The sequence below is a fragment of the Saccharopolyspora gloriosae genome, assembly GCF_022828475.1.
GTDB lineage: Bacteria > Actinomycetota > Actinomycetes > Mycobacteriales > Pseudonocardiaceae > Saccharopolyspora_C > Saccharopolyspora_C gloriosae_A.
Genome location: NZ_CP059557.1, coordinates 5860276 through 5883485, shown reverse-complemented (window position 1 = coordinate 5883485; position 23210 = coordinate 5860276). Strand labels below are relative to the sequence as shown.

Here is a 23210-nt window from a genome sequence, read left to right as displayed (position 1 = left end):
AGCCGCCGGGATCAGCCGAAAGGCAGAGTTCTCCGCAGGCGAACCGGTCGGCGGACGGAGGTGGACCGCACCCGCGACTCGGCAGGGTCCGGGACATGAACCAACACAGCCGACCCGCCGACGCCGCGCGTCCCGGCGCGTCCTACGCCGTCGAAGCGGTCGACCTCGTCAAGACCTACGGCACCGGCCCTGCGGAGGTCCGCGCGCTGGACGGGCTGTCCGTCCGGTTCCCCGCCAGGAGCTTCACCGCGGTGATGGGGCCGTCGGGCTCCGGGAAGTCGACGTTGCTGCAGTGCGCGGCGGGCCTGGACACCCCGACCGGCGGGAGCGCGCTGATCGGTGGCGTCGACCTGGCCACGTTGGGCGACGACGAGCTCACCCGAATCCGGCGGGAACGGATCGGGTTCGTCTTCCAGCAGTACAACCTGCTTCCCGAGCTCACCGCGGAGGAGAACATCGTGCTGCCGGTGCAGCTCGCCGGGCGCAGGCCGGAACGCGGCGCGGTCCGCGAGCTCGCCGAACGGCTGGGGCTGTCGGGCCGGTTGGGGCACCGTCCCGCGGAGATGTCCGGCGGGCAGCAGCAACGGGTGGCGTTGGGCCGGGCGCTGCTCACCCGGCCTGAGGTGATCTTCGCCGACGAACCCACCGGGAACCTGGACACGCGGTCGAGCGGCGAGATCCTGGACCTGCTGCGGACGTCGGTGCGCGAACTCGGGCAGACCGTCGTGATGGTCACCCACGACCCGGTGGCGGCTTCGTACGCCGACGGTGTCGTGCTGGTCGCGGACGGGCGGCTCGTCGACACGCTCGCCAAGCCGGACCCCGCGCGGATCGCGGAGGCCATGCGGCTGCTGGGGGAGATCCGATGAGCGCCGTCGTCCCGCACCTGCGCACCGTCCGGCGCGCTCCGGTGCGACTGCTGCTGTGCGGCGTCACGATCGCCGTGGCCGCCTTCTTCATCACCGCCACGCTGCTCGGCCGGGACATCGCGCTGCGCACGATCACCGATGATCTGACGTCGATCCCGGAGGCGGCGTCGGCGGTCGTGCGCTCCCCGTCCGGGTTCGGGCCCGCCGAGCTGGATCGGGCTGAGGGACTGGCGGGCGTGACCGGATCGACCGGCCGGGTGAGCGGATCGGGCCTGGTCGGAGCCGTGGAGGTCGACCTCACCGCCGATCCCGGAGCGGGGCCGCTGAGCCGGGTCCAGGTGGACGAGGGCGCGTATCCGCGTTCACCGGGGGAAGTGGCGGCGTCCGCCCGCGCCGCCGAACGGCTCGACCTGCGCGTCGGCGACGAGGTCGAGTTCGCGGACCCGGATGGTGGCCCACCGCAGCCGCTCACCGTGACCGCGCTGGTGGACTCCCCGTCCGCGGACGGGCTCGCGCTCTACGCCCCGGACCGGGAAGTGCTCGCCCGCACCGGTGCGGAGCTGGCCCGCGTTGATCTCACCGGCGACCTGCCCACGATCCAGCGCAGCGCCCAGCCCACGACGTTGGCCGTGCAGTCCGCAGAGAACGCGCGACAGGCCGAGTTGAGCGAAAGCATGGAAACGGTCGACAAGGTCTCGGCGGTGCTCGGCGCGTTCGTGCTGGTGGCGTCGCTCGCGTCGACCATGGTCGCGGTGTCCGCCTTCCGGATCGTGTTCGCGCAGCGCACCCGGCACCTCGCGATGCTGCGCGCGTTGGGCGCCACGAGGGGCGGGCTGCGCCGGGCGCTGGTCGCCGAGGGCGCGCTCACCGGCCTGCTCGCGGGAGGTGCCGGGACGCTGCTGGCCGTCGGAGCCGGGCTGCTCGTGCCGCTGGTCGCGCCGGTCTCGGCGGTGACCCCCTCGCCGTTGGTGCTGGGTTCGGTGGTGGTGGGCGTCGTGCTCGCGGTGGTGCTCGCCGTGCTGGCCCCGGCCCGGGACGCGGCACGGGTGTCCCCGCTGGAAGCGCTGCGGTCGACGACGCGGGCGAGCGAGCGCGCGGCCAGGACCGCGCTCCGGACCGCGCTGGGTGCCGCGCTGCTGGTCGCGGCGGTGCTGCTGGTGGTGTTCGCCGTGTCCAGTGGGCTGCTGTCGCGCTACCGCCCGGCCGGGAGCACCGAAGATCTCATGCTGTACGGCGTGCTGGCCGTCGCCGCGTGCTTCTGCGGATATCTGGCGTTCGCGCCGGCGCTGGCACGTTCGGTGCTCGCCGGTGCGCACCGGTTGCTGCGGCGGTTCGGCCCGGTCGCGACGTTGGCGGTGCGCAGCGCGGGCGGGATGCCGCGTCGCGCGGCGTCGGTGTCCTCGGTGGTGGCGTTGGCCGCGACGCTGCTCATCGCGGCGCTCACCGCCGGAGGCACCTTGCGCGATTACAGCGAGGCGAGCTCGGCCGCGCAGTACCCCGCCGACATCGAGGTGCGCGCACCGGAAGGGGAGGTGCTGCCCGCCGACCTGCCCGCGACGTTGGCGGCCGATCCCGCGTTGCGCTCGGTCGTCCCGTTCCGCGCGCCTCGGCTGCGGCTGGAGGTGCCGAGCGGGCCGACGACCTTGGAGGTGTCGGACCTGCCGATCACCCGGCTGTCCGGCTCGGCCGGGAGCACCGCCGCCGACGGGTCCCTGCAGGACGCGGGACCCGGCACGATCGTCGTGTCGGACGCCTTAGCGAGCAAGACCCGGCTCGCCGCGGGCGATTCCGCCCGGCTCGGCGACCGGGAGGTGCGGGTCGCGGCGGTGGTCGTCGGGTCGAGCCTCGGCGGCTCGCTGGTGCTGGCGCACCCGTCCGACCTCGACGCCCTCGGCGTCGCCCCGGCTCCGACCGGCGTCGTGCTCGACGCCGCCCGCGGGGACCTGGCGGCGGCGCAGTCCGCGGTCGCCGCGCACGGGAGCACCGGGCCGGAGCTGGAGGTCAGCGTGCTCGACGACTTCCGCGCGAAGCAGTCCGACCTGGTCGGGCAGCTCACCGGCAGCGCGTTGGCGCTGATCGCGCTGACCGTGTTCGTCGCCCTGGTCGGCGTCGGCACCACCGCGAGCCTGTCGGTCGTCGAGCGCGGCCGGGAGAGCGGCATGCTCCGCGCGGTGGGCCTGTCCCGCAGCGGGCTGCTGGGCGTCCGGGTCGGTGAGTCCGCTCTGTACGGGCTGCTCGGTGTCGTCTTCGGGGTGCCGCACGGGATCGCGCTGGGCACGCTGCTGATCACCGCGCTGGTTCCGGAGGCGCCGCTGGCGATACCGGTCCCGGCGCTGCTGGCGGCCTGCGCCGGACTCGTGGTGGTCGCCGGAGCGGCCGGCCTCCTGCCGTCGTGGCGTGCCAGCAGAACACCTCCGGCCATCGCGACCCGCCAGGACTGACGGTCCGGGCGGTGGTGGTCGCCGGCCCGGAAGCATTTCAACTTTTGAAATGTTGGATATGCTCGTCAGCATGATGGCTTGGCGAGATTCGTTGCAGCGGAGAGCGTGGCGCCCGTACATCGAGGCGAGCTTGCTGCTGGAGACGCGGCTCGACGAGGACCTGCGAGCGTCCGCCGGGATGAGCCTGATGGACTACAACGTCCTGCTCATCCTGTCGGAGAGCCCGGCGCACCGGCTGCGGATGGGGGAACTGGCCACGCGCATGGTGTTCTCGCCGAGCCGCTTGACCTATCAGATCAAGGTGATGGAGCGGCGCGGCTGGGTGCTGCGGCAGGTGTCGCCGGAGGACAGGCGCGTTCATCACGCGGTGCTGACCGCGACCGGGCTCGAAGCGCTGCGCGCGGCGGACCCCCCTCACATCGACACCGTGCAGCGGTTGTTCACCGATGATCTGGACGAGGAAGAGCTGCACGTGCTCGCTCGCGTGTTCACTCGTCTGCAAGACCGCCTGCACGCCGCACCAGGGCAGGCGGACGCCGAATCCGGTGCCGCCGTGGAACCGGACAGGAGCGACCGATGAGCAACATCGAGAACGATCCGGCCGAGCAGACGGTGTGCTCGGCGGACACCGCCGTCGCCGCCGAGCCCGACGTCGAGCTGCTGCATCCGCGCGACGTGCCGCTGGGCGGGCCGCGGGCGATGCGGGTGCGGCGCGCACTGCCCAACCGCGGCAGGCGGATGGTCGGGGCCTGGTGCTTCGCCGACTCGTACGGCCCGAGCGATATCGCCGGGCAGCCGGGGATGCAGGTTCCGCCGCATCCGCACATCGGGCTGCAGACGGTGACCTGGCTGGTCGAGGGCGAGGTCCGGCACCAGGACAGCGTGGGCAGCCGCAGGCTCGTGCGTCCCGGGGATCTTTCGCTGATGACCTCCGGGCACGGCATCGCGCATTCCGAGCAGTCCCCGCCGGATCACTCCTCGCGCCTGTACGGGGCGCAGCTGTGGGTGGCCCTTCCAGAGCGGTCTCGGCAGATCTCACCGGCGTTCGAATTCCACTCGTCGCTGCCGAGGCACGAACTCCGGGAAGGCGCCATCACCGTCCTGGCCGGGGAGGTCGACGGTGCGATCTCGCCGGCCACGACGTACACGCCGCTGGTCGGCGCGAGCCTGGAGATCTCCGCGGGCGGGCGGCTGGATGTCGTGCTGGAGCCGGAGTTCGAGCACGCGATCCTCGCCTTGTCGCCCGGACTGACCGTCGAGGGCGTCGCCATTCCGGTGGGAGCGATGCTGTACCTCGGTCGCGGCCGCGGCGAGGTGGGGCTGAACGCGGAGGTGGCGAGCCGGGCGCTGTTGCTGGGCGGGGAGCCGTTCACCGAGGACCTGGTGATGTGGTGGAACTTCGTCGGCCGCAGCCACGAGGACATCGTCGACGCCCGCGCCGCCTGGGAACGTGAGCGCGACAGCGATCTCACCGACCGCCGATTCGGCCCGGTGCACGGCTACGACGGGCTCACGTTGCCCGCGCCGACGCTGCCCAACGCGCGGCTGAAGGCCAAGGGGCGCTACCACTCGCGACCCTGACCAGTGCGCTGCTGTGCGGTGCGCCACCTTCCTCGAACTGTCGGGAATAGGTGCCAGGGGGCCTTCGTTGCCGGTGGTAGTTCAAATCTGAAGCAATACGTCAGGGGTGGTCAGGATGCAGTTCGGGGTTTTCACCGTCGGGGACGTCACGCCCGACCCGACGACCGGTCGCACGCCCACCGAAGGTGAGCGGATCAAGGCGACGGTGGCCATCGCGCGCAAGGCCGAAGAAGTGGGCATGGACGTGTTCGCCACCGGTGAGCACCACAACCCGCCGTTCGTGCCGTCCTCGCCGACGACGATGCTCGGTTACATCGCGGCGCAGACCGAGCGGCTGATCCTGTCCACGTCGACGACGCTGATCACCACCAACGACCCGGTCAAGATCGCCGAGGATTACGCGATGCTGCAGCACCTCGCCGACGGCCGGGTGGATCTGGTGCTGGGACGCGGTAACCAGGGGCCGGTGTACCCGTGGTTCGGCCATGACATCCGTCAAGGGATCCCGCTGGCGATCGAGAACTACCGCCTGCTGCACCGGTTGTGGCGCGAGGACGTCGTGGACTGGGAGGGCAGGTTCCGCACGCCGCTGCAGGGCTTCACCTCCACCCCGCGGCCGCTGGACGGGGTGGCGCCGTTCGTCTGGCACGGCTCGATCCGCAGCCCGGAGATCGCCGAGCAGGCCGCCTACTACGGCGACGGCTTCTTCCACAACCACATCTTCTGGCCCGCCGAGCACACCCGGCGCATGGTCGAGCTGTACCGGAATCGGTTCGAGCACTACGGTCACGGCAAGGCCGACCAGGCCATCGTCGGACTGGGAGGGCAGACGTTCATCCGCCGCAACTCCCAGGACGCGGTCAAGGAATTCCGCCCGTACTTCAACGACGCGCCGGTCTACGGCGGTGGTCCGTCGCTGGAGGACTTCATGGCCCAGACCCCGCTGACGGTCGGCAGTCCGCAGCAGGTCATCGACAGGACGCTCGGTTTCCGGGAGTACGTCGGCGATTACCAGCGCCAGCTCTTCCTGATCGACCACGCGGGCCTGCCGCTCAAGACAGTGCTCGAACAGCTCGACCTGCTCGGCGAAGAGGTCATCCCGGTGCTGCGCAAGGAATTCGAGGCGCGGAAGCCGGAGCACGTGCCCGACGCGCCCACCCACGAGTCCCTGGTTCGGCAGAAGGAGGCAACGGCATGACGCACGTTCTCGTCATCTCCGCCGGGTTGTCGCAGCCGTCGAGCACCCGGATGCTGGCCGACCGGCTGGCCACGGCCACCGGCGACGAGCTGGGCGACGACACCACGATCGAGGTGGTCGAACTCCGCGACTACGCCCACGACATCACCGACAACCTGCTCACCGGGTTCGCCAACCCGCACCTGCAGGAGGTGCTCGACCGGCTCGGCACCGCGGCAGGACTCATCCTGGTAAGTCCCACGTTCACCGCGTCCTACAGCGGCTTGTTCAAGTCCTTCATGGACATCGTCGATCCGGATTCGGTGCAGGACAAACCGGTGCTGCTCGCCGCGACCGGTGGCACGGAGCGGCATTCGCTGGTCCTCGAGCACGCGCTGCGGCCACTGCTGGCCTACCTGCGGGCACGCGTGGTGCCCACCGCCGTCTACGCCGCCAGCGGTGACTGGGGCGGCGACACCGAACTCAACCGGCGCATCACCCGCGCCGCGGGTGAACTCGCCGCAGTCGTGCGAGGTCAACCGGCGGCGACGAAGGCGGATCCGTTCACCGACCCGGTTCCGTTCGAACAACTCATCCGAGAAACCGCGACGCGCTGAAGGAAGCCATGTCTGACGAATCCGAGGTGGCGGTCGCCCGGTCGACCGACCGGGACCGCTACGAGATCACCGTTGACGGCACGCAGGCGGGATTCGCCGAATACCTCGACCGCAACGGGAAACGCATCTTCTTCCACACCGAGATCGGTGCGGACTTCGGCGGTCGCGGGCTCGCCGGCACGCTCGTCGGCCGCGCATTGGCCGAGACCGCTGATGCGGGTCTGCGCATCGTGCCGGTGTGCCCGTTCGTGGTGAAGTACCTCAAGAGCCACCACGAGGTCGACGAGCTCGTGGACAAGGCCACGCCGGACGAGCTCGCCGCGGTACGCGAACGGACGGGGTGAACGATGTCCGATCGGGTTTTCCTCGACAAGCGGACTCCGACGGTGTTCAAGGCGCTGAACGCGACCGCGGCGGAGGTCACCGCTCAAGCTCGCGAGATCGGCGTGGAGCGGGTGCTGCTGGAGCTGGTCAACATCCGCGCCTCGCAGCTCAACGGGTGTGCGTTCTGCCTGGACCTGCACACCCGCCGCGCCCTCGAAGCGGGTGAGACGATTCAGCGGCTGGGCGTGCTGCCCGGCTGGCGGGACACCGACCTGTTCGGTCCGCGCGAGCGCGCGGCCCTGGAGCTGACCGAAGCGGTCACGCTGGTCGCCGGTCGGCACCCCGACGACGCCGCCTACGCGCGAGCACGGGAAGCCCTCACCGACGAAGAGGTGTCCCTGGTGATCTGGGCGGCCATCACCATCAACGCGTTCAACCGCGTGTCCATCCTGTCCCAGCACCCGGTCCGGCGCCGCAGCGTCGCGGAGTGAAGCGGAGGCGAGGCGGCCGGACCGATTCCGGTCGTCTCATCAACCGGCGCAGGAGCCCGCCGAGCGGGAGAACGTGGTGATCCGGCAGGAGCTCATGTTGCTCTCCGCCGCGTAGCAGGGTGACGTCGGAGGAAGTGGAGCCACTTCTCCGGTCAGCCCGCCAGGAGGTGTTCCCGGCCGAACATCTTCGCGGCGTCGCGGGCCGTCGGAACGCCTGCGTCCAGGTCCGCACCCGCCGCGAGCAGCACCGCCACCACGTCGTCGGCGCCCTTGAACAGCGCACCCGCGATGGGGGACTGGTCGCGCGCGTTGCGCAGGTCAGGATCGGCGCCGTGGTCGAGCAGCGCGCGGACCGTCGCCGCGTGACCGTGGTACGCGGCGAGCATCAGCAGCGTGTTCGCGTCCGAGTCGGTCACGTTGACGGGCAGCCCGTGCCCGACGAACTCGATCAGCTGCTCGGTGTCGCCTTCCCTGGCCAGATCCATCGCGATCGCCACGACACGCTCGACCTGCTCCGGAGTGAGTTCCCCGTTGCTCATGCCCTCTCCCGATCCGAAAGGAAATTCCCCGGCACGGCGCGCTGGATCGCGCACCACACCGGGGAACCCCAGCCCTCCACCTCGCGGCCAAAGGCCGCGCCTTGCGGCGTAGCCGTGCCGTACGGCAGCGAAGCAAGCCGTGCCTTGCGGCCGAAGGCCGTGCCTTGCGGCGTAGCCGTGCCGTGCGGCAGCGAAGCAAGCCGTGCCTTGCGGCCGAAGGCCGTGCCTTGCGGCCGAAGGCCGTGCCTGTATGCGCGAAGCGCATAGCCCACGTCACTAAGCCGCTCACCGGCGGGTTCTCAGTTGGTCTCTCGCGAGGACAGCTTTTTCCCTCGTGGCGGAGCCACTCGGGAAAAAGATCCCGCAGCGAGAGACCAACTGAGGTTCCGCCACCCGACCCCCAAAGCAAAACGAGGCCGAGTACCAGAACGGAATCAGAGCTCGCCGTCCGCCAAAGCCTTGATTGCCTTGCGGACGCCCTCGCCGTAAGCGGGGTCGGCCTGAGTGCAGTTGTGGATGTGGCGCTCGATGGTGGCCTGGGAGGCTCCGTCGATGGCTCGCGCGGTGTTCGCGAACAGCACCTGCTGCTGCTCGGGCGACATGTTCCGGAACAGGTTGCCGGGCTGCTCGAAGTAGTTCGCGTCGTCCTCGCGGTAGTTGAACCGGTCGGCGACGCCGCCCACGGCCTGCTGCGGCTCGCGGTAGGAGGGCTGCTCCTGCCAGCGGCCGTAGGAGTTCGGCTCGATGCCGGGGGTGGCGCCCTGGTTGCCGTCGACGCGCATCGCGCCGTCGCGGTGGTAGGAGTTCACCGGGATCTTCGGCGCGTTGACCGGGATCTGGTGGTGGTTGACGCCGAGGCGGTAGCGCTGCGCGTCACCGTAGGAGAACAGCCGTCCCTGCAGCATCTTGTCGGGCGAGTAGCTGATGCCCGGCACCAGGTTGCTCGGCGCGAACGCGGCCTGCTCCACGTCGGCGTGGTAGTTCTCCGGGTTGCGGTTGAGCTCCCACTCGCCGACCTCGATCAGCGGGTAGTCCTTCTTCGACCACACCTTGGTGAGGTCGAAGGGGTGGAAGCGGTAGTCGTCGGCGTCGGCCTCCGGCATGATCTGCACGTACAGCTTCCACTTCGGGAAGTCGCCGTTCTCGATCGAGTCGAACAGGTCGCGCTGGTGGGACTCGCGGTCCTTGCCGACGAGTGCTTCGGCCTCGGCGTCGGTGAGGTTCTTGATGCCCTGCTGGGTGCGGTGGTGGAACTTCACCCAGAACCGCTCGCCGTCGGCGTTGATCAGGCTGTAGGTGTGCGAGCCGAAGCCGTGCATGTGCCGGTAGGAGGCGGGGATGCCGCGCTCCGACATGATGATCGTGACCTGGTGCAGCGCCTCGGGGAGGTTGGTCCAGAAGTCCCAGTTGTTCTCCGGGTCGCGCATGTTGGTGCGCGGGTCGCGCTTCACCGCGTGGTTCAGGTCGGGGAACTTCAGCGGGTCGCGGAAGAAGAACACCGGGGTGTTGTTGCCGACGAGGTCCCAGTTGCCCTGGTCGGTGTAGAACTTCAGCGCGAAGCCGCGGATGTCGCGCTCGGCGTCGGCCGCGCCGCGCTCACCGGCGACGGTGGAGAAGCGGGCGAACATCTCGGTCTTCTTGCCGATCTCGGAGAAGATGCTCGCCGAGGTGTAGCGGGTGATGTCGCCGGTCACCGTGAAGGTGCCGAACGCGCCCGATCCCTTGGCGTGCATCCGGCGCTCGGGGATGACTTCGCGGTCGAAGTGGGCCAGCTTCTCCAGGAACCACAGGTCCTGCAGCAGCATCGGTCCGCGCGCGCCCGCGGTCATCGAGTTCTGGTTGTCCGGGACCGGTGCGCCGGCCGCGGTCGTCAACGGCTTCTGGTTGTTCTCGGGCAAAACGTGCTCCTGTTCGGGATCATTCGCCGCGTGCGAGGCAATCCGGGCAACTTCCCCAGAAGATCACCTCGGTCTCGTCGAGGTCGAAACCTCGCGAGTCCTGGACGGCGAGGCAGGGTGCCTCGCCGACCGCACTGCTGACGTCGGTGATGGCGCCACAGGCGCGGCACACCAAGTGGTGGTGGTCATCGCCCACACGGGTTTCGAACCGGGCGGGCGAGCCCGCCGGTTCGATGCGACGGACCAGGCCCGCTTCGGTCAGCGCGCGCAGCACGTCGTACACCGCCTGGGTCGACACCGATCCCAGGTCGCGGCGGACGGCCGTCGCGATGGTGTCGGTGTCCGAGTGGGGGTTGTCGGCGACCATCGACAGCACCGCGACCCGCGGACGAGTCACCCGAAGCTCGGCTGCCCGCAGGAGTGCGGTGGCATCGATGGCCGACATGACACGAGCCAAGCAGCGTTTCTGGAATTAGTCAAGTTTAGGGGCGGTGGCGTGTCGGATGCCCTTCGCGGTGCCGGACCGCAGGGCGGGAATCGTTTTCGCAGTTCAGTTGGGCGGATGCGCCACGTGCTCACCGGTTCAGGTAGGCGGTCTCGGTCCACAGGTGGAACACGCCGTACGCCCGATAGGGCGACCACGCGTGCGCACGGGCGTGGGCCTCGGCGGCGGTGTCCGCGCCGAGAGCGCGACGCAGCACCAGGTCTCCCGCCGGGCACGCATCACGGTCCCCGAAGGCGCGCAGCGCGAGGTACTCCACCGTCCACGGCCCGATTCCGGGCAGCGCCAGCAGCTCGCGGCGCTGCCGCTCGGTGTCGCCGCCCGGGTGCAGCACGAGGCCATCGGCGAAGGCTTCGGCCAACGCGTGCAGCGTGCGCGTGCGCGCCCGGGTGATGCCCACGGCGGCGCGGAGTTCCTCGCCCGCGACGCCCGCGAGAACCCCCGGACCGGGGAACTCCGTGAGTCCGCAGGGATGCGGCGTGCCGTAAGCGGCGATCAGCCTGCCCGTGAAGGTGCGGGCGGCGGCCAAGCTGACCTGCTGGCCGAGCACGGTGCTGATCGCAGCCTCGAACCCGTCCACGTGGCCGATCACCCGCAGGCCCGGCCTGGCGTGGACCAGAGGGCGCAGCGACGAGTCGGCGGCGAGGACGGCGTCGATCCGTTCCACGTCGGCGTCCAGATCCAACCGGTGCCGCGTGACCCGCGCCGCCACCGCCACATCGTCGGCGGTGGCGAAGTCGGCGGCGAGCTCCACGTGATCGTCGGCGAGCGTCGCGGTGACCTCGGTCGGACCGCCGGGCAGTTTCAGCAGCCGGGTGACGGTCCGCGCGTCCCGATCGACCCGCTCGGCACCCGGCACCGCGTGCGCGGCGAGCGAAGCCATCGCGGAATGGACCGCGAACGGGCCTGCCGTGTCGAGCCGCACCGTTCCCGTCACGCCTGCCAAACCCCGGACGAGCCGCGGCGATGGCTGTCGACGAGGTGTGTGTCGACGATGCCCGCGGCCTCCATCAACGCGAACATCGTCGTCGGCCCGACGAAGCGAAAACCCCTGCGGCGCAACGCCTTCGACAACGCCACCGACTCCGGCGAAGTGGTCGGTACTTCGGCGAGCGTGCGCGGCTCCGGGGTCGTGTTCGGCTGGAACGACCACACGAATGCGTCGAGGCCGTCCTGCTCGCGCAGCTCGATCGTGGCGCGGGCGTTGGCGATGGTGGCGCGGATCTTGGCCTGGTTGCGCACGATTCCCGTGTCCGCGAGCAGCCGGGTCACGTCGTCCTCGGTGAAGGCGGCCACCGCGTCCGGGTCGAAGTGGCGGAACGCCTCCCGGAAAGCGGGGCGCTTGCGCAGGATCGTCGCCCACGACAATCCGGCTTGGAAACCCTCCAAGGAGATCCGCTCGAACAGCGGCTGCTCGCCGCGCACCGGCATGCCCCACTCGGTGTCGTAGTACTCCCGCAGCAGGGGATCCCGCGCCGCCCACGGCGGGCGGGCCAGGCCGTCCTCGCCGATGACCACGCCGTTGTCGGATTCGATGGGGCTCACGTTCGTTCTCCGCGCTCGTCGAGTTCAGGCCAGTCCGGTGACCCGCAGGGTGATGTTGATGCGTCCGGTGCTCAAGCCGGTGTCCGGGTTCGCCGTGCCGGGGCGGACCGACGGAACGCCGTGATAGGCCAGCCGTGACGGGCCGCCGAAGACGAACAGGTCGCCCGAACTCAACTCCACATCGGTGTAAGGCCGCCCGCGCGACTCCGGATTGCCGAAGCGGAACGTGCAGGTGTCGCCGATGCTCAGCGACACCACCGGCTCCCCGGAACGTTCGTCCTTGTCCTGGTGCATGCCCATCTTCGCGTGCTCATCATAGAAATTGATCAGCGCGGTGTCCGGGCGGTAGCCGGTCGCGTCCTCCCGGTCGTAGGCGGCGGCCAGCGCCGCACGGCCCAGCTCACCGAGCCACTCCGGCAACGGCGCCACCGGGGCGCCGTCCACGTCGTCGGCGGTGCGGCTGTAGGCGTACGGGTACCAGTGCCAGCCCAGGCACACCGTCCGCACCGACATCCGGTGACCGCTGGGCAGCGCCGCCGCCCGCATCGGCACCGGGCCGCGAGCCCAGCCACGGCAGGCCTCCACCAGCTCCCGCTGCCGCCCGACACCCAGCCACCCCGGCACGTGCACCGCGCCGGGCGCGACGGTCCGCGGCGGCAGGTGGAACAGAGGGGAGCTCACCGGGCCGATCCTCCTCCTCGCGGTGCACGGCGGAACAGCGGTGGCCCCGCGTGTCGGCGCTCCCCCGCCGGAAGCCCGCTGTACCCCTGCGCCCCGTCGAACGCGCCCACTCCCCGGTCTGGGAGTGAGTGAACGGACCGTTCGTCTAACAGGACTGGGCAAACGGTCCGTTCACCCAAACCGGCTCTCGACGATCAAGCTGACTCTCCGCCTGCACCGGGCGCCCGATCGGGAAGTGAGTGAACGGACCGTTCGTCCAACAAGACTGGGCAAACGGTCCGTTCACTGGATCCCGCTCCGCCGGTGCTGCTCGGGCAGGCACACTGCGCACGGGCGGTATCCGGCCGCGCGGGCCGTGGCTTCGTCGGCGAAGAACACCCGCTGCGTCACGTAACCGCCACGGGCGATCGCGCGCAGCGCGGCCCGGCAGTCCAGTCGCCCGTAGATCCGACCCCGCCGATGCCCGCCGACCGCCCCGGCACCGCGCTCGAGTACGGCTCCCCGCGCACATCCAGCAGCGTGTACATCCTGCTCACCAACCCTCGCCCTCCCCTGTCGCACAGCCGGCTCCCACCCGCCCCGCGCCAGAGGTGGGTGGGAGTGAACGGACCGTTCGTCCAACGGGATGGGACGAACGGTCCGTTCACCCACTCCCGATCGGGCATGGCCGCCGAGCGCCCCGGGTGCTCGCCGGGCGGTGCCGCTCGGGTTCCCCGAGTGAACGGACTGTTCGTCCAGCCTTGTTGGACGAACAGTCCGTTCACTCCACCCCAGGCTCTCGGTGGCCGAGCGGAGCCGTCGCTCACCCCAGCCGAGCCTGGCCCCCGTGGGGGAGTGAGTGAGCGGACCGTTCGTCCAACTAGATCGGACGAACGGTCCGTTCACTCCATCCCAGGTGCTCGATCGAGCGGCGGGCGCCTCTCAGCAGACGTTCGGCTCGGGTGGAACGTGAGGTGGTCGCTGACGCCTGCTCACCGCCGGAGGGGGGTGGAGGCTGTGACCAGGGGGTGTGCAGCCGCCGCGTGCGGTCGGCAGAGCGCCCTCAGGAACCGGCGCGGCCAGGTGTCCCAACGGTGATGCTCCGTTCGCCGAAACCGATGAACACCCCAAGTGATCAGTCCAGTACGGTGCGTCCTGTTTCGGCGCCCGCTCGGGCGTCCCACGCCGCGTGAACTGGAGCAGCAGTGCAGGATTTGGTCCCCTTCCTGGGGTGCGGAGGCCTGGGGCTGATGCTCTGGGGTGCCTGGTACGGGTTTTTCCACCGCGGCCAGGGAGATCCGGCCGTGACGCGGCGCTTCTGGGTTCGCTTCGGGATCGGCTACACGCTGTTCGCCCTCGCACTCACCGTCGATCCTGGGCCTCCGCTGGCCGAGGCGTTGATCGGCTTGGCGTTCCTGACGGGTGTCGGCGTGCTGAGCTGGGGCGTCGTCTTCGGGGCGCGGCGGGTGGGAAGGCGGGACAACGTCGCGGTTCGCGGTTCCTTGGCGCGAGCCGGGGCAGGGGTCGCGCTGATGGCCCTCTCGTTCGTGTTCGCCCCGTTCACCACGACGGACGCGCCGGAGGACAACTCGCGGCAAGCCGCCGCCGCGCCCGCGACACCGGTGCCGGCTGCGCCCGCGTCGATTCCGCCCCAGCCGTCACCGGTCGCCCCGGCGGGCGCACCGAGTGACGCGCAGCAGGCCGTGGTCGTGTCGGTCGACGACGGCGACGAGATCCAGCTGTCCCCGCCCGCAACCGGAACGATCTTCCCGAGCACCGCCACGGTCCGCGTGCGCTTGCTGAACATCGAAGCCACCGATCCCGGCCAGTGCTCTCACCGGGAAGCCGCGGATCACCTGCGGGAGTTGGCTCCGGTGGGGAGCGAGGTGTGGGTTCGGCAGGACCGGCAGCTGCAGGACTCGGACGGCCGATTCTTGCTGCACGTCTGGAACGAATCCGGCGTGTTCACGAACAAGTCGATGGTGGCGGACGGGTTCGCCAAGTCCCGGGCCGACTCCCCGAACACCACGCGCTGGGCCGAGATCTCGGCCGAGCAGTACCAGGCGCAGTCCCGGAACGTCGGCGTTTGGGCCGGGTGCCCGTACTTCGGTGCGCCGGAATCGGGAGATCCGAGCCCGAAACCGCGCCCGAAGCCGCAACCCGACCCGCAGCCGAACCCGAGCCCGGAATCGAGCCCGGAGACTTCGGAATCCGAATCGGACTCGTCCGACGACAGCAACAGCGCCTACTACGAGAACTGCACGGCGGCCAAGAGCGCCGGAGCCGCCCCGCTGCATCGAGGTGAGCCCGGATACGGCTCCCACCTCGACCGAGACGGCGACGGCACCGCCTGCGAAAGCTAGCCATCACAGCGGGGTTCGTGCGCACCGACTCGGCGCGCACGAACCCCGGCCCGTTCAGTACCGGTAGTGGTCCAGTTTGTACGGCCCCGCGACGTCCACTCCGAGGTATTCGGCCTGCTGCTTGGTGAGCTCGGTCAGCTCCACTCCGAGCGCGTCCAGGTGCAGTCGCGCCACCTTCTCGTCGAGGTGTTTCGGCAGCAGGTGCACCGATTTCCCGTACTCACCGGGCTTGGTGAACAGCTCGATCTGCGCCAGCACCTGGTTGGTGAACGAGCTCGACATGACGAAGCTGGGGTGGCCGGTCGCGTTGCCCAGGTTCAGCAGGCGCCCTTCGGAGAGCACGATGACCGCGTGCCCGTCGGGAAAGGTCCACTCGTGGACCTGCGGTTTGATCTCCTGCTTGCGGATCCCGGGAGTCGCGGCCAGTCCGGCCATGTCGATCTCGTCGTCGAAGTGCCCGACGTTGCCCACCACCGCGTTGTGCTTCATCGCCGCCAGGTGCCAAGCCGTGATGATGCCGAAGCCGCCGGTGGTCGTGATGAACACGTCGGCGGTGGAGACCACCGAATCCAGCGCCGCGACCTGGAATCCGTCCATCGCCGCCTGCAGCGCGCAGATCGGGTCGATCTCGGTGACCACGACGCGGGAACCTTGGCCGCGCAACGCTTCCGCGGCGCCTTTGCCGACGTCGCCGTACCCGCAGACGACGGCGGTTTTGCCGCCGAGCATCGTGTCGGTCGCCCGGTTGATGCCGTCGGGCAGCGAGTGGCGGATGCCGTACTTGTTGTCGAACTTGGACTTCGTCACCGAGTCGTTGACGTTGATCGCCGGGAACAGCAGCTCACCGTCGGCGGCGAGCTTGTACAGGCGTTTGACGCCGTTGGTGGTCTCCTCGGAGACGCCTCGGATCTGCTCGGCCATGGCTGTGAACCGCCGAGGATCCCGCTCGATGCTCGCGGCCAGCGTGGCGAGCAGGAGGCGGTGGTCCTCCGGATCTCCGGCCACGGGCCGCGGCACCGCGCCGGCGCGTTCGAACTCGACTCCCTTGTGCACGAGCAACGTCGCGTCCCCGCCGTCGTCGAGCAGCATCGTCGGGCCGCGACCGCCGCTGAACCGGAACAGCTGGTCGGTGCACCACCAGTACTCGGCGGGGGTTTCGCCTTTCCACGCGAACACCGAACTGCCCGTGGGGGCCTCGGGGGTGCCGGCGCCGACGACGACCGCGGCGGCCGCCTCGTCCTGGGTGGAGAAGATGTTGCACGACACCCAGCGCACTTCCGCGCCGAGCTCGACGAGGGTTTCGATGAGCACCGCGGTCTGCACGGTCATGTGCAGCGACCCGGCGATGCGCGCCCCGCGCAGCGGTTTCGCGCCCGCGAAATCCCTGCGCACCGCCATGATCCCCGGCATCTCGTGCTCGGCGAGCCGCAGCTGGGTGCGCCCGGAGGCGGCCAGGGACAGGTCGGCGACGGCGAAGTCGATGCCGTCGAGGGTGCGGAACTTGTCGTTCATGGTTTCCTCTCGTGTTGAGATCGGTTCCGGGAACAGCGCCTGAAAGAAGTCGAATGGGCATTCGCTGAGATGTGGACGTGTTTCATCGCCGGAAGTGGATCGCCTTGCCGGGGCGCCCAGTATCGCGGCAGCGCGATCGAATTCGCGCAGCCCGAAGAATCGCCGGTAGTTATTCGGTGCGGCCGCTCTGGAACGGTGCTGAGCCAGTTCGATGAACGGCTTTCACGGCAGGGGACGGCTCGTCGGCGTCCGCGATCGCCATCGAGGACGCGGAATCATGCCGTGTCGGAGCCGGAGACGTGCCGAGGGCGAAGTTCCAGTTCACCTCCCTTGTGGAGGCGCCCTTGCGTGGTGAGCCAAAGTCGAGCGTGGCGGACCGAATCCGTCGCAGCGCCTCTCGGCGATGACCGCGCCGATGATCGGCGCTCGCACGTGAATCTCAACAGCGAGACCAACTATGCCAAGAACTTTCGAGCCGTGTCAACGCGGGGTAATGGCTCGATCGAAGGAAATCGAAAATCGCCTTCGAAGAAGGTTCCAGATCGGCGGAAGCGGTTCGCCGAGAGTTCCGTTCGGCGCCCGTTCAACGCGGTGCAACGTTCCGGCAGGATCGGCGAAATTCGTTTGCCGCCGCCCAACTCGCCCGGAGATCATGCCGACATGGACACCTGGGGAGAGGACGGTCCGCCGACGGAGGCGTACGGGCGGGTCACCAATGCCGAGCGCTTCCGCCCGCTGCACGAGTTCGCCGACGACCTGCTCGCCGACCACGAGCGCCGATTCGCCGTGCGGCGAACGGAATCCACCGAAACCGACCCGCACGGCACGGACCCCGCCCGGGCGGTGACGTTGACTCCCGACGATCCGTCCGCGGCGTCGGTGACGGTCGTCTTCGACGCCTTCCCCGGGTTGCGCGTGCTGGTCGCGGGAGGCAGTGACGGTCACCTTCCGGTGTGCGGATGCGATGCCTGCGAGGAGTCGTTCGAGAGGTGCGCGGACGAGCTCCGCTGGTGGCTCACCGCCATCACGGCCGGAGCCGTGACCGAGCGCCTCATCTACGACGACGGCTGGTGGTACGAGACGTCCCGGTCGATGGACGGTCGTTCGAGTCGCAGCCGGGGCCGAGTCGACGGCGACCGCCTCGAATCACTCCGCACCCGACTCCCGAACGGCGAGCTCACCTGGGCGCCCTGGCCACCACGAGTGTGATCAGCGGGCGAGTCAGGTGAATGCCGCCGTTGACCGGACCCGCCGGTCAAATGGGCATCTCCACCGGTCCTGCGGGTGAGGTCGATGTCGCCTTCGCCCGGTCCTACCGGTCGAATTGGCCATTCACCCGGTGCTGCCGGTGAGGTGGGTGCGCTGGCCGTCGTGGTCGAGGATGGTGAGGATCTCCGCCGGGCCGCCGTGGGCGCCGAAGGCGTGCGGAGTCATCGTGGAGAACTGGGCGGCCTGGCCGGTTTCGACGAGGATGGTGCGCTCGCCGAGCACCAGCATCACCGTGCCGGACAGCACCGTGAACCAGTCGACGCCGGGGTGCACGCCGAGTTTCCCGGAGTCCGGCGCCGGTGCGGGCTTGGTGAGCCGCATCTTGGCGACGGTCATGCCGTGCGGGCCGGAATCCTTGCTGAGCAGCCAGGAAGTGGCGCCCCGATGTTCGTCGTGCACCGGCCGGATCACGACGTCCTCGTCGGTCGCGGACTCTACGAGCTGGTCGAGAGTCGTACCGAGGGCACGGGCGAGCGGCGCGAGCTGGTCGAGGCTGATGCGCCGATGCCCGGTCTCGATGCGGCTGAGCGTGGACGTGCTCAGGTAGCAGCGCGTCGCCAGCTCGTCGAGCGATAGTCCGCGTGCCGTCCGCAGGCTCTTGAGCCGCTGTCGGACAAGACCGTCCAAATCTCCTTCTTGCGTCATTCGCAAAATAGTATGCCGTTGGAGCAAGATCTGGCTAGTTTGGGGGTATGGCACACCACGAACACCAGCACTCCACCGAAGCCGACGAGTCCACGCAGATCGCGATGCTCGACCTCGACGCCGAAGTGCTCCACGAACACCTGTCCGAGATCATCGCCACGCTGCGGGACCTGGCCGAACCGCCCGTCCGGCGCATCCTCGACCTCGGCAGCGGCTCCGGTACCGGCACCTTCGCTCTGCTGGACCGCTTCGAGCAGGCGACGGCGACCGCCGTGGACGCCTCCGCTCCGATGCTGGAACACCTCGCCGCGAAAGCCGCCGAGCGAGGCGTGGGCGACAGGATCGGCACCGTGCAGGCGGACCTCGACGAATCGTTCCCACAGCTCGATGACCCCGTTGACCTGGTGTGGGCCTCGGCGTCGATGCACCACCTGTCCGATCCCGCTCGCGTCCTGTCCGAAGTGTTCGCCGCGGTGCGGCCGGGTGGCCTGCTGGCGGTGGCGGAGCTCGAAGGCTTCCCGCGCTTCCTGCCCGACGATCTCGGCTTCGGTCGTTCCGGACTCGAAGCGCGCTGTCACGAACTGCTGGCCCAGATGCGCGCCGAACTCCTCCCGCACATCAGCGCGGACTGGGGAGAACTGCTGACCGAAGCCGGTTTCACCGTGGCGGCGCAGCGGACGTCCGACATCCACCTGACCGCACCGCTCCCCGCCGGAACCGCCCGCTACGCCGAGGCGGCGCTGAGCCGCATGCGGCCGTTCCTGGCTGCTCGGCTCGACACCGACGACGTGGCGGCGCTCGACACCCTGCTCGCCGACGGTCCCGGCGGACTCGAGCACCGCGACGACCTCACGGTCCGAACCGAACGAACCTTCTTGGTCGCCAGGCGCCCGTGAGCACGGTCGGCTGGAGCGGTGTGGAGTGAGCGGACCGTTCGTCCGATCCCGTTGGACGAACGGTCCGTTCACTCCGCTCGCGTCGGCTCGGTCTGGGTGCCTGTTCTGAGTGAGCGGACCGTTTGCCCGATCCGGTTGGACGAACGGTCCGTTCACTCCGATCCGCTCTGCGGCAGGGCGGGGTGTGCCGCGTGCAGGGGTTTGCTGCCGCCGATGGCCGGGTTCAGCCGAGCAGCGGGCGGACTTTCTCGCCGAAGTCGTGGACGCCCTGTTCGAAGTCGTCGAAGGTGAACATCATCCCGGTCACGCCGGGGATCGCGGCGGCTTGATCGAGGTGGCGGGCGATCGTCTCGTGCGAGCCGACGAGCGTGGCCATGTTCAGGTTCACCGCACCGTCGGGCAGGTTGATGGTGCGCACCGTGGTGCCGGCATCGTCCCTGGCGCCTTCGCCCGACATGTAGCCGAGCGCTTCGACATCGGCCCCCTCGTGGTAGGAACGCCACTTCGCCCAGGCCTGCTCATTGGTGTCGGCCATGATCAGCATGAACAGTGGCATCGTGCCGACGTCGCGTCCGGTCCGTTCCGCCGCCGCCGCGAGCCGCCGGGCGGGTTCGACGTAGGTCAGCGGTTCGTTGATGCCGGGGTTGAGGATGAAGTTGTGGTCGCCGAGTTCCGCGACGAGCCGCATGCCCCGGTCGGACTGCCCGGCGCAGACCACGTCGACGTGGCCGGTGGGGCGTGGTTCGAGGCGGCAGTCGTCCATCTGGAAGTACTCACCGTCCATCGTGCACGTGCCGGTGGTCCAGAGGTCCCGCAGCACTCGCACGTATTCGGTGGAGTAGTCGTAGCGGTGGGCGAAGTAGTCGTCACCGGGCCACAGGCCCATCTGGTCGTACTCGTTCTTCGACCAGCCGGAGACGATGTTGATGCCGAACCGGCCGGGCGCGATGGAATCGATGGTCGTCGCCATCCGCGCGACCAGCGCGGGCGGCAGGGTGAGCACCGCCGTCGACGCGTACAGCTTGATCCGTTCGGTGACGGCGGCCAACCCGGCCATCAGGGTGAACGATTCCAGGTTGTGGTCCCAGAACTCGGTCTTACCGCCGAATCCCCGAAGTTTGATCATCGAGAGGGCGAAGCCGAACCCTTGGCGCTCCGCTTCCAGCACGACCCGCTTGTTCAGCTCGAACGACGGTTTGTACTGCGGGGCGTTCTCCGAGATCAGCCAGCCGTTGTTGCCGATCGGGATGAACACGCCGAAATCCATGTGAAGCCCCTCGTCGCGGACGCGGCCGATGATGATCACGGCCTGGTCGCCGACGATGATCGCGGGGACCCGTCCGGGCCGGAACCCGCCATCGGGGGAACTTGCGCGAAAGTCTCCCGGCTCAGCCCGTCCGTTCGAACGAGCACTGGCCGTTTCCTATTGCCTCGAAGTATTGCTTCGAAGAACTGCCGCACCGAGTTCGAACCGCGCGGCGGACTGCTCCGCGAGCGCCGTTCATCCGAGTCCGCTCGGCATCAGGCCCGCGAGTTCTCCAAGGCGCGGCGGACGAGGACCCGGGCGAGGTGGCGGCGGTAGTCGGCGGAGGCGGTGGGTTCGTCGGCGGGGGAGGTGTCGTCGGCCGCGTGCTCCGCGGCCTCGGCGGGTGACGCCCCGGCGGCCAGTGCGGACTCGACGGCCGTGGCTCGCAGTGGCGTCGCGCCCATGTTCACCAGCGCCACCGCGTCACCCGCGACGGCGGCACCGACGACGGCCCAGTCGATGGCGCGGCGGGTGAACTTCTGGAAGTCCCACCCGGCGGTCTGCTTCGGCACCCGGATCTCGGTGAGGATCTCGCCCGGTTCCAGCGCCGTCTCGAAGAAGTCCACGAAGAACTCCCCGGCGGGTACCTCCCGGGTCCCGTCGGGTCCGCGCAGCACCAGCACCGCGTCCAGCGCCAACGCCACCGCGGGCAGGTCCGCCGCCGCGTCGCCGTGCGCCAGCGAACCGCCGAGGGTGCCGCGGTGTCGCACCTGCGGATCACCGATGGTGCCCGCCGCGTGCGCCAGCAACGGCACTTCGCGCGTCAGCAGCGCCGAATTCGCCAAGTCGTGATGCCGGGTCAGCGCGCCGATCCGCACCGCGGAGTCCGCGTCGTCGATGAACGCGAGCTCCCGCAGCCCGGCCACGTCGACGAGCAGCTCGGGCACCGCGAGGCGCAGTTTCATCAGCGGCAGCAGTGAGTGCCCGCCGGCCAGCAGTTTCGCGTCGTCGCCGTGCTCGGCGAGCAGCCGCAGCGCTTCGTCCACGGACTCCGCGCGGCGATAGGTGAACGCGGCGGGAATCACCGGGCGGCCTCCTCGCGCGATGCCGTGAGCACCGAATCGACGATGTTCTGGTAACCGGTGCAGCGGCACAGGTTGCCTTCCAGGCCGTCGCGCACCTCGCGCTCGGTCGGTGAGGGGTTCTCCTGCAGCAGCGACACCGAGGCCAGCACCATGCCGGGTGTGCAGAACCCGCATTGCAGGCCGTGGCGCTCCTGGAAGGCCCGCTGCACCGGGTGCAGCTCCTCGTCGGCGGAGAGCCCTTCGATGGTGGTCACCGCGTGCCCGTCGGCCTGCGCGGCCAGCACGGTGCAGGACTTCACGGACTCGCCGTCGAACAGCACGGTGCACGCGCCGCACGAAGTGGTGTCGCAGCCGGTGTTCGTGCCGGTCAAGCCGCAGTTCTCCCGCAGGAAGTGCACGAGCAAGGTGCGATCCTCGACTTCGTGCCGTTGCTCGGTGTCGTTGACGGTGATCGTGACGCGCAACCTGTGCTCCCTCGCGAAGACTGGCCGAAGCGTACCGGGAAGTTGTCAGATTCGATCAACTTTTCGTCCGTTGGTCATGCCCCGGAACGGCTGTGGCGCATGCCTATACTGGTTATGACAGTGCAAGTGTCATAACCGCTGCGAGGTGTTCGATGTCCGGTCGCCCCGGTGTCGCTCCCGTCCGCCGAAGCCGGTCGTTCGCAGATGAGGCGTCGGACTCCGCGACCGGGCCGCTGGACATGCGCCGGCTGAACACCAGAAGTCCCAGCGTGGCGCGTTGCTTCGACGCCCTGCAGGGCGGCAAGGACAACTACGCGGTGGATCGCGCAGTCGTCGACGCCGCCGTGGAACTGTCGCCGGGTCTGGCCACCGCCACCCTGGATCACCGGGCATGGCTGATGCGGGTGGTGCGCTACCTGGCGGGAACCGTCGGCATCGACCAGTTCCTGGACATCGGTTCCGGTCTGCCCGCCGCGGAGAACACGCACCAAGTGGCGCAATGGGCCAATCCGGACTCGGTCGTCGTGTACGTGGACCACGATCCGATGGTGCTCTCGCACGCTCAGGCGCTGCTCGCGGACAACGACCACACGCACGTCGCGTTCGCCGACCTGACGCGCTCCGCGGAGCTGCTGGCGATGCCCGTCATCTCCCGCAACATCGATTTCTCCCGGCCGGTCGCGCTGCTGCAGGCCGCGACGTTGCAACACGTTTCCGACGGGACGAACCCGCACCGCGCGATGGCCGAGTACGTGGACGCGCTGGCCCCCGGTTCGTACGTGGCGGTGAGCCACCTGCACCGCCCGGAGGAGCCCGCGCACGCTGAAACGGCCGTGCGGCTGGAGAAGCTGATGCTCGCCGAACTCGGTACCGGTTGGTTCCGGGACCGCGACGAGATCGCCGCGCTGTTCGACGGGACCGGTCTCGTCGCCCCCGGCCTGACCCGGCCCGTGGACTGGTGGCCGGACGGTCCGCGACTGCGTTCGCGCCTCTCCGCGCAGGACCTGACGCTGTGCGGGGTCGGCCGCAAATTCTGACCGGCGCTTCTCGCGCGAACGCGGGCGAGGAGTCGCTGCGGACTTCTTC

At 69.6% G+C, this 23210-nt stretch carries 24 protein-coding genes; 12 read left to right on the top strand and 12 right to left on the bottom strand.

The window, feature by feature from the left end; translation table 11 throughout:
- The first annotated feature begins 95 nt into the window (after positions 1-95).
- The 8 genes from H2Q94_RS25760 to H2Q94_RS25725 all read left to right on the top strand — a co-directional run bounded on the left by H2Q94_RS25760 (position 96) and on the right by H2Q94_RS25725 (position 7500).
- On the top strand, positions 96-869 hold the full coding sequence (locus H2Q94_RS25760) for an ABC transporter ATP-binding protein (RefSeq protein WP_243789743.1): 774 nt from the start codon (positions 96-98) through the stop codon (positions 867-869).
- On the top strand, positions 866-3310 hold the full coding sequence (locus tag H2Q94_RS25755; protein ID WP_243789742.1) for an FtsX-like permease family protein: 2445 nt from the start codon (positions 866-868) through the stop codon (positions 3308-3310). The genes H2Q94_RS25760 and H2Q94_RS25755 overlap by 4 nt, the downstream gene beginning before the upstream one ends.
- A gap of 70 nt (positions 3311-3380) precedes the next feature.
- The gene (locus H2Q94_RS25750; RefSeq protein ID WP_243789741.1) at positions 3381-3890 is read left to right on the top strand and encodes a MarR family winged helix-turn-helix transcriptional regulator; all 510 of its coding nucleotides are present in this window, start codon (positions 3381-3383) and stop codon (positions 3888-3890) included.
- A complete protein-coding gene (locus H2Q94_RS25745) occupies positions 3887-4891 on the top strand; it encodes a pirin family protein (RefSeq protein WP_243789740.1) in 1005 nt (334 codons plus the stop codon). Before H2Q94_RS25750 ends, H2Q94_RS25745 begins: the two co-directional genes overlap by 4 nt.
- Before the next feature lie 115 nt (positions 4892-5006).
- Positions 5007-6089, top strand: coding sequence for an LLM class flavin-dependent oxidoreductase (locus tag H2Q94_RS25740; protein ID WP_243789739.1), 1083 nt, complete (start codon positions 5007-5009; stop codon positions 6087-6089).
- A complete protein-coding gene (locus tag H2Q94_RS25735) occupies positions 6086-6685 on the top strand; it encodes an FMN reductase (protein WP_243789738.1) in 600 nt (199 codons plus the stop codon). Before H2Q94_RS25740 ends, H2Q94_RS25735 begins: the two co-directional genes overlap by 4 nt.
- An 8-nt stretch (positions 6686-6693) precedes the next feature.
- A complete protein-coding gene (locus tag H2Q94_RS25730; RefSeq protein WP_243789737.1) occupies positions 6694-7029 on the top strand; it encodes a GNAT family N-acetyltransferase in 336 nt (111 codons plus the stop codon).
- Between the two features lie 3 nt (positions 7030-7032).
- On the top strand, positions 7033-7500 hold the full coding sequence (locus H2Q94_RS25725) for a carboxymuconolactone decarboxylase family protein (protein WP_243789736.1): 468 nt from the start codon (positions 7033-7035) through the stop codon (positions 7498-7500).
- 152 nt (positions 7501-7652) lie between these two features.
- On the opposite strand, the gene H2Q94_RS25720 is transcribed toward H2Q94_RS25725, so the two are convergent.
- The 7 genes from H2Q94_RS25720 to H2Q94_RS25690 all read right to left on the bottom strand — a co-directional run bounded on the left by H2Q94_RS25720 (position 7653) and on the right by H2Q94_RS25690 (position 13226).
- Positions 7653-8039, bottom strand: a complete 387-nt coding sequence (locus H2Q94_RS25720) for an ankyrin repeat domain-containing protein (protein ID WP_243789735.1) — start codon at positions 8037-8039, stop codon at positions 7653-7655.
- A gap of 434 nt (positions 8040-8473) precedes the next feature.
- On the bottom strand, positions 8474-9937 hold the full coding sequence (locus H2Q94_RS25715; RefSeq protein WP_258718630.1) for a catalase: 1464 nt from the start codon (positions 9935-9937) through the stop codon (positions 8474-8476).
- Positions 9938-9956: 19 nt separating this feature from the next.
- Positions 9957-10382: a Fur family transcriptional regulator gene (locus H2Q94_RS25710; protein WP_243789734.1), complete on the bottom strand. Its 426-nt coding sequence runs from the start codon at positions 10380-10382 to the stop codon at positions 9957-9959.
- A gap of 130 nt (positions 10383-10512) precedes the next feature.
- Entirely contained in the window at positions 10513-11376 is an 864-nt protein-coding gene (locus H2Q94_RS25705) for a DNA-3-methyladenine glycosylase family protein (RefSeq protein ID WP_243789733.1), read from the bottom strand.
- Positions 11373-11984, bottom strand: coding sequence for a DNA-3-methyladenine glycosylase I (locus tag H2Q94_RS25700; protein WP_243789732.1), 612 nt, complete (start codon positions 11982-11984; stop codon positions 11373-11375). Before H2Q94_RS25700 ends, H2Q94_RS25705 begins: the two co-directional genes overlap by 4 nt.
- A 24-nt stretch (positions 11985-12008) precedes the next feature.
- On the bottom strand, positions 12009-12665 hold the full coding sequence (locus H2Q94_RS25695) for an alpha-ketoglutarate-dependent dioxygenase AlkB family protein (protein WP_243789731.1): 657 nt from the start codon (positions 12663-12665) through the stop codon (positions 12009-12011).
- 282 nt (positions 12666-12947) lie between these two features.
- A complete protein-coding gene (locus H2Q94_RS25690; RefSeq protein ID WP_243789730.1) occupies positions 12948-13226 on the bottom strand; it encodes an Ada metal-binding domain-containing protein in 279 nt (92 codons plus the stop codon).
- A 623-nt stretch (positions 13227-13849) separates the two neighbouring features.
- On the opposite strand from H2Q94_RS25690, the gene H2Q94_RS25685 reads away from it, so the two are divergent.
- On the top strand, positions 13850-15007 hold the full coding sequence (locus H2Q94_RS25685; RefSeq protein WP_243789729.1) for a thermonuclease family protein: 1158 nt from the start codon (positions 13850-13852) through the stop codon (positions 15005-15007).
- A 54-nt stretch (positions 15008-15061) separates the two neighbouring features.
- Here H2Q94_RS25685 and ahcY read toward each other — a convergent pair whose 3' ends face one another.
- The gene (gene ahcY, locus H2Q94_RS25680; protein ID WP_243789728.1) at positions 15062-16519 is read right to left on the bottom strand and encodes an adenosylhomocysteinase; all 1458 of its coding nucleotides are present in this window, start codon (positions 16517-16519) and stop codon (positions 15062-15064) included.
- Positions 16520-17179: 660 nt separating this feature from the next.
- On the opposite strand from ahcY, the gene H2Q94_RS25675 reads away from it, so the two are divergent.
- Positions 17180-17728 (top strand): DUF6226 family protein, encoded by a 549-nt coding sequence (locus tag H2Q94_RS25675; protein ID WP_243789727.1) that lies wholly within the window; start codon positions 17180-17182, stop codon positions 17726-17728.
- Between the two features lie 123 nt (positions 17729-17851).
- Here H2Q94_RS25675 and H2Q94_RS25670 read toward each other — a convergent pair whose 3' ends face one another.
- Positions 17852-18433 (bottom strand): helix-turn-helix domain-containing protein, encoded by a 582-nt coding sequence (locus H2Q94_RS25670; RefSeq protein ID WP_243789726.1) that lies wholly within the window; start codon positions 18431-18433, stop codon positions 17852-17854.
- 47 nt (positions 18434-18480) lie between these two features.
- Between H2Q94_RS25670 and H2Q94_RS25665 the strand changes: the two genes are divergently transcribed.
- Positions 18481-19329: a class I SAM-dependent methyltransferase gene (locus tag H2Q94_RS25665; protein WP_243789725.1), complete on the top strand. Its 849-nt coding sequence runs from the start codon at positions 18481-18483 to the stop codon at positions 19327-19329.
- 223 nt (positions 19330-19552) lie between these two features.
- Here the strand turns inward: H2Q94_RS25665 and rutA are convergent, their stop codons facing one another.
- The 3 genes from rutA to H2Q94_RS25650 all read right to left on the bottom strand — a co-directional run bounded on the left by rutA (position 19553) and on the right by H2Q94_RS25650 (position 22124).
- Complete coding sequence (rutA, locus tag H2Q94_RS25660; RefSeq protein ID WP_243789724.1) at positions 19553-20596, bottom strand: pyrimidine utilization protein A; 1044 nt, start codon at positions 20594-20596, stop codon at positions 19553-19555.
- A 254-nt stretch (positions 20597-20850) separates the two neighbouring features.
- Entirely contained in the window at positions 20851-21660 is an 810-nt protein-coding gene (locus H2Q94_RS25655) for an FAD binding domain-containing protein (protein ID WP_243789723.1), read from the bottom strand.
- Positions 21657-22124, bottom strand: coding sequence for a (2Fe-2S)-binding protein (locus H2Q94_RS25650; RefSeq protein ID WP_243789722.1), 468 nt, complete (start codon positions 22122-22124; stop codon positions 21657-21659). Before H2Q94_RS25650 ends, H2Q94_RS25655 begins: the two co-directional genes overlap by 4 nt.
- A 152-nt stretch (positions 22125-22276) precedes the next feature.
- Here H2Q94_RS25650 and H2Q94_RS25645 point away from each other — a divergent pair, with 152 nt between their 5' ends.
- On the top strand, positions 22277-23161 hold the full coding sequence (locus H2Q94_RS25645; RefSeq protein ID WP_243789721.1) for an SAM-dependent methyltransferase: 885 nt from the start codon (positions 22277-22279) through the stop codon (positions 23159-23161).
- Positions 23162-23210 lie beyond the last annotated feature (49 nt).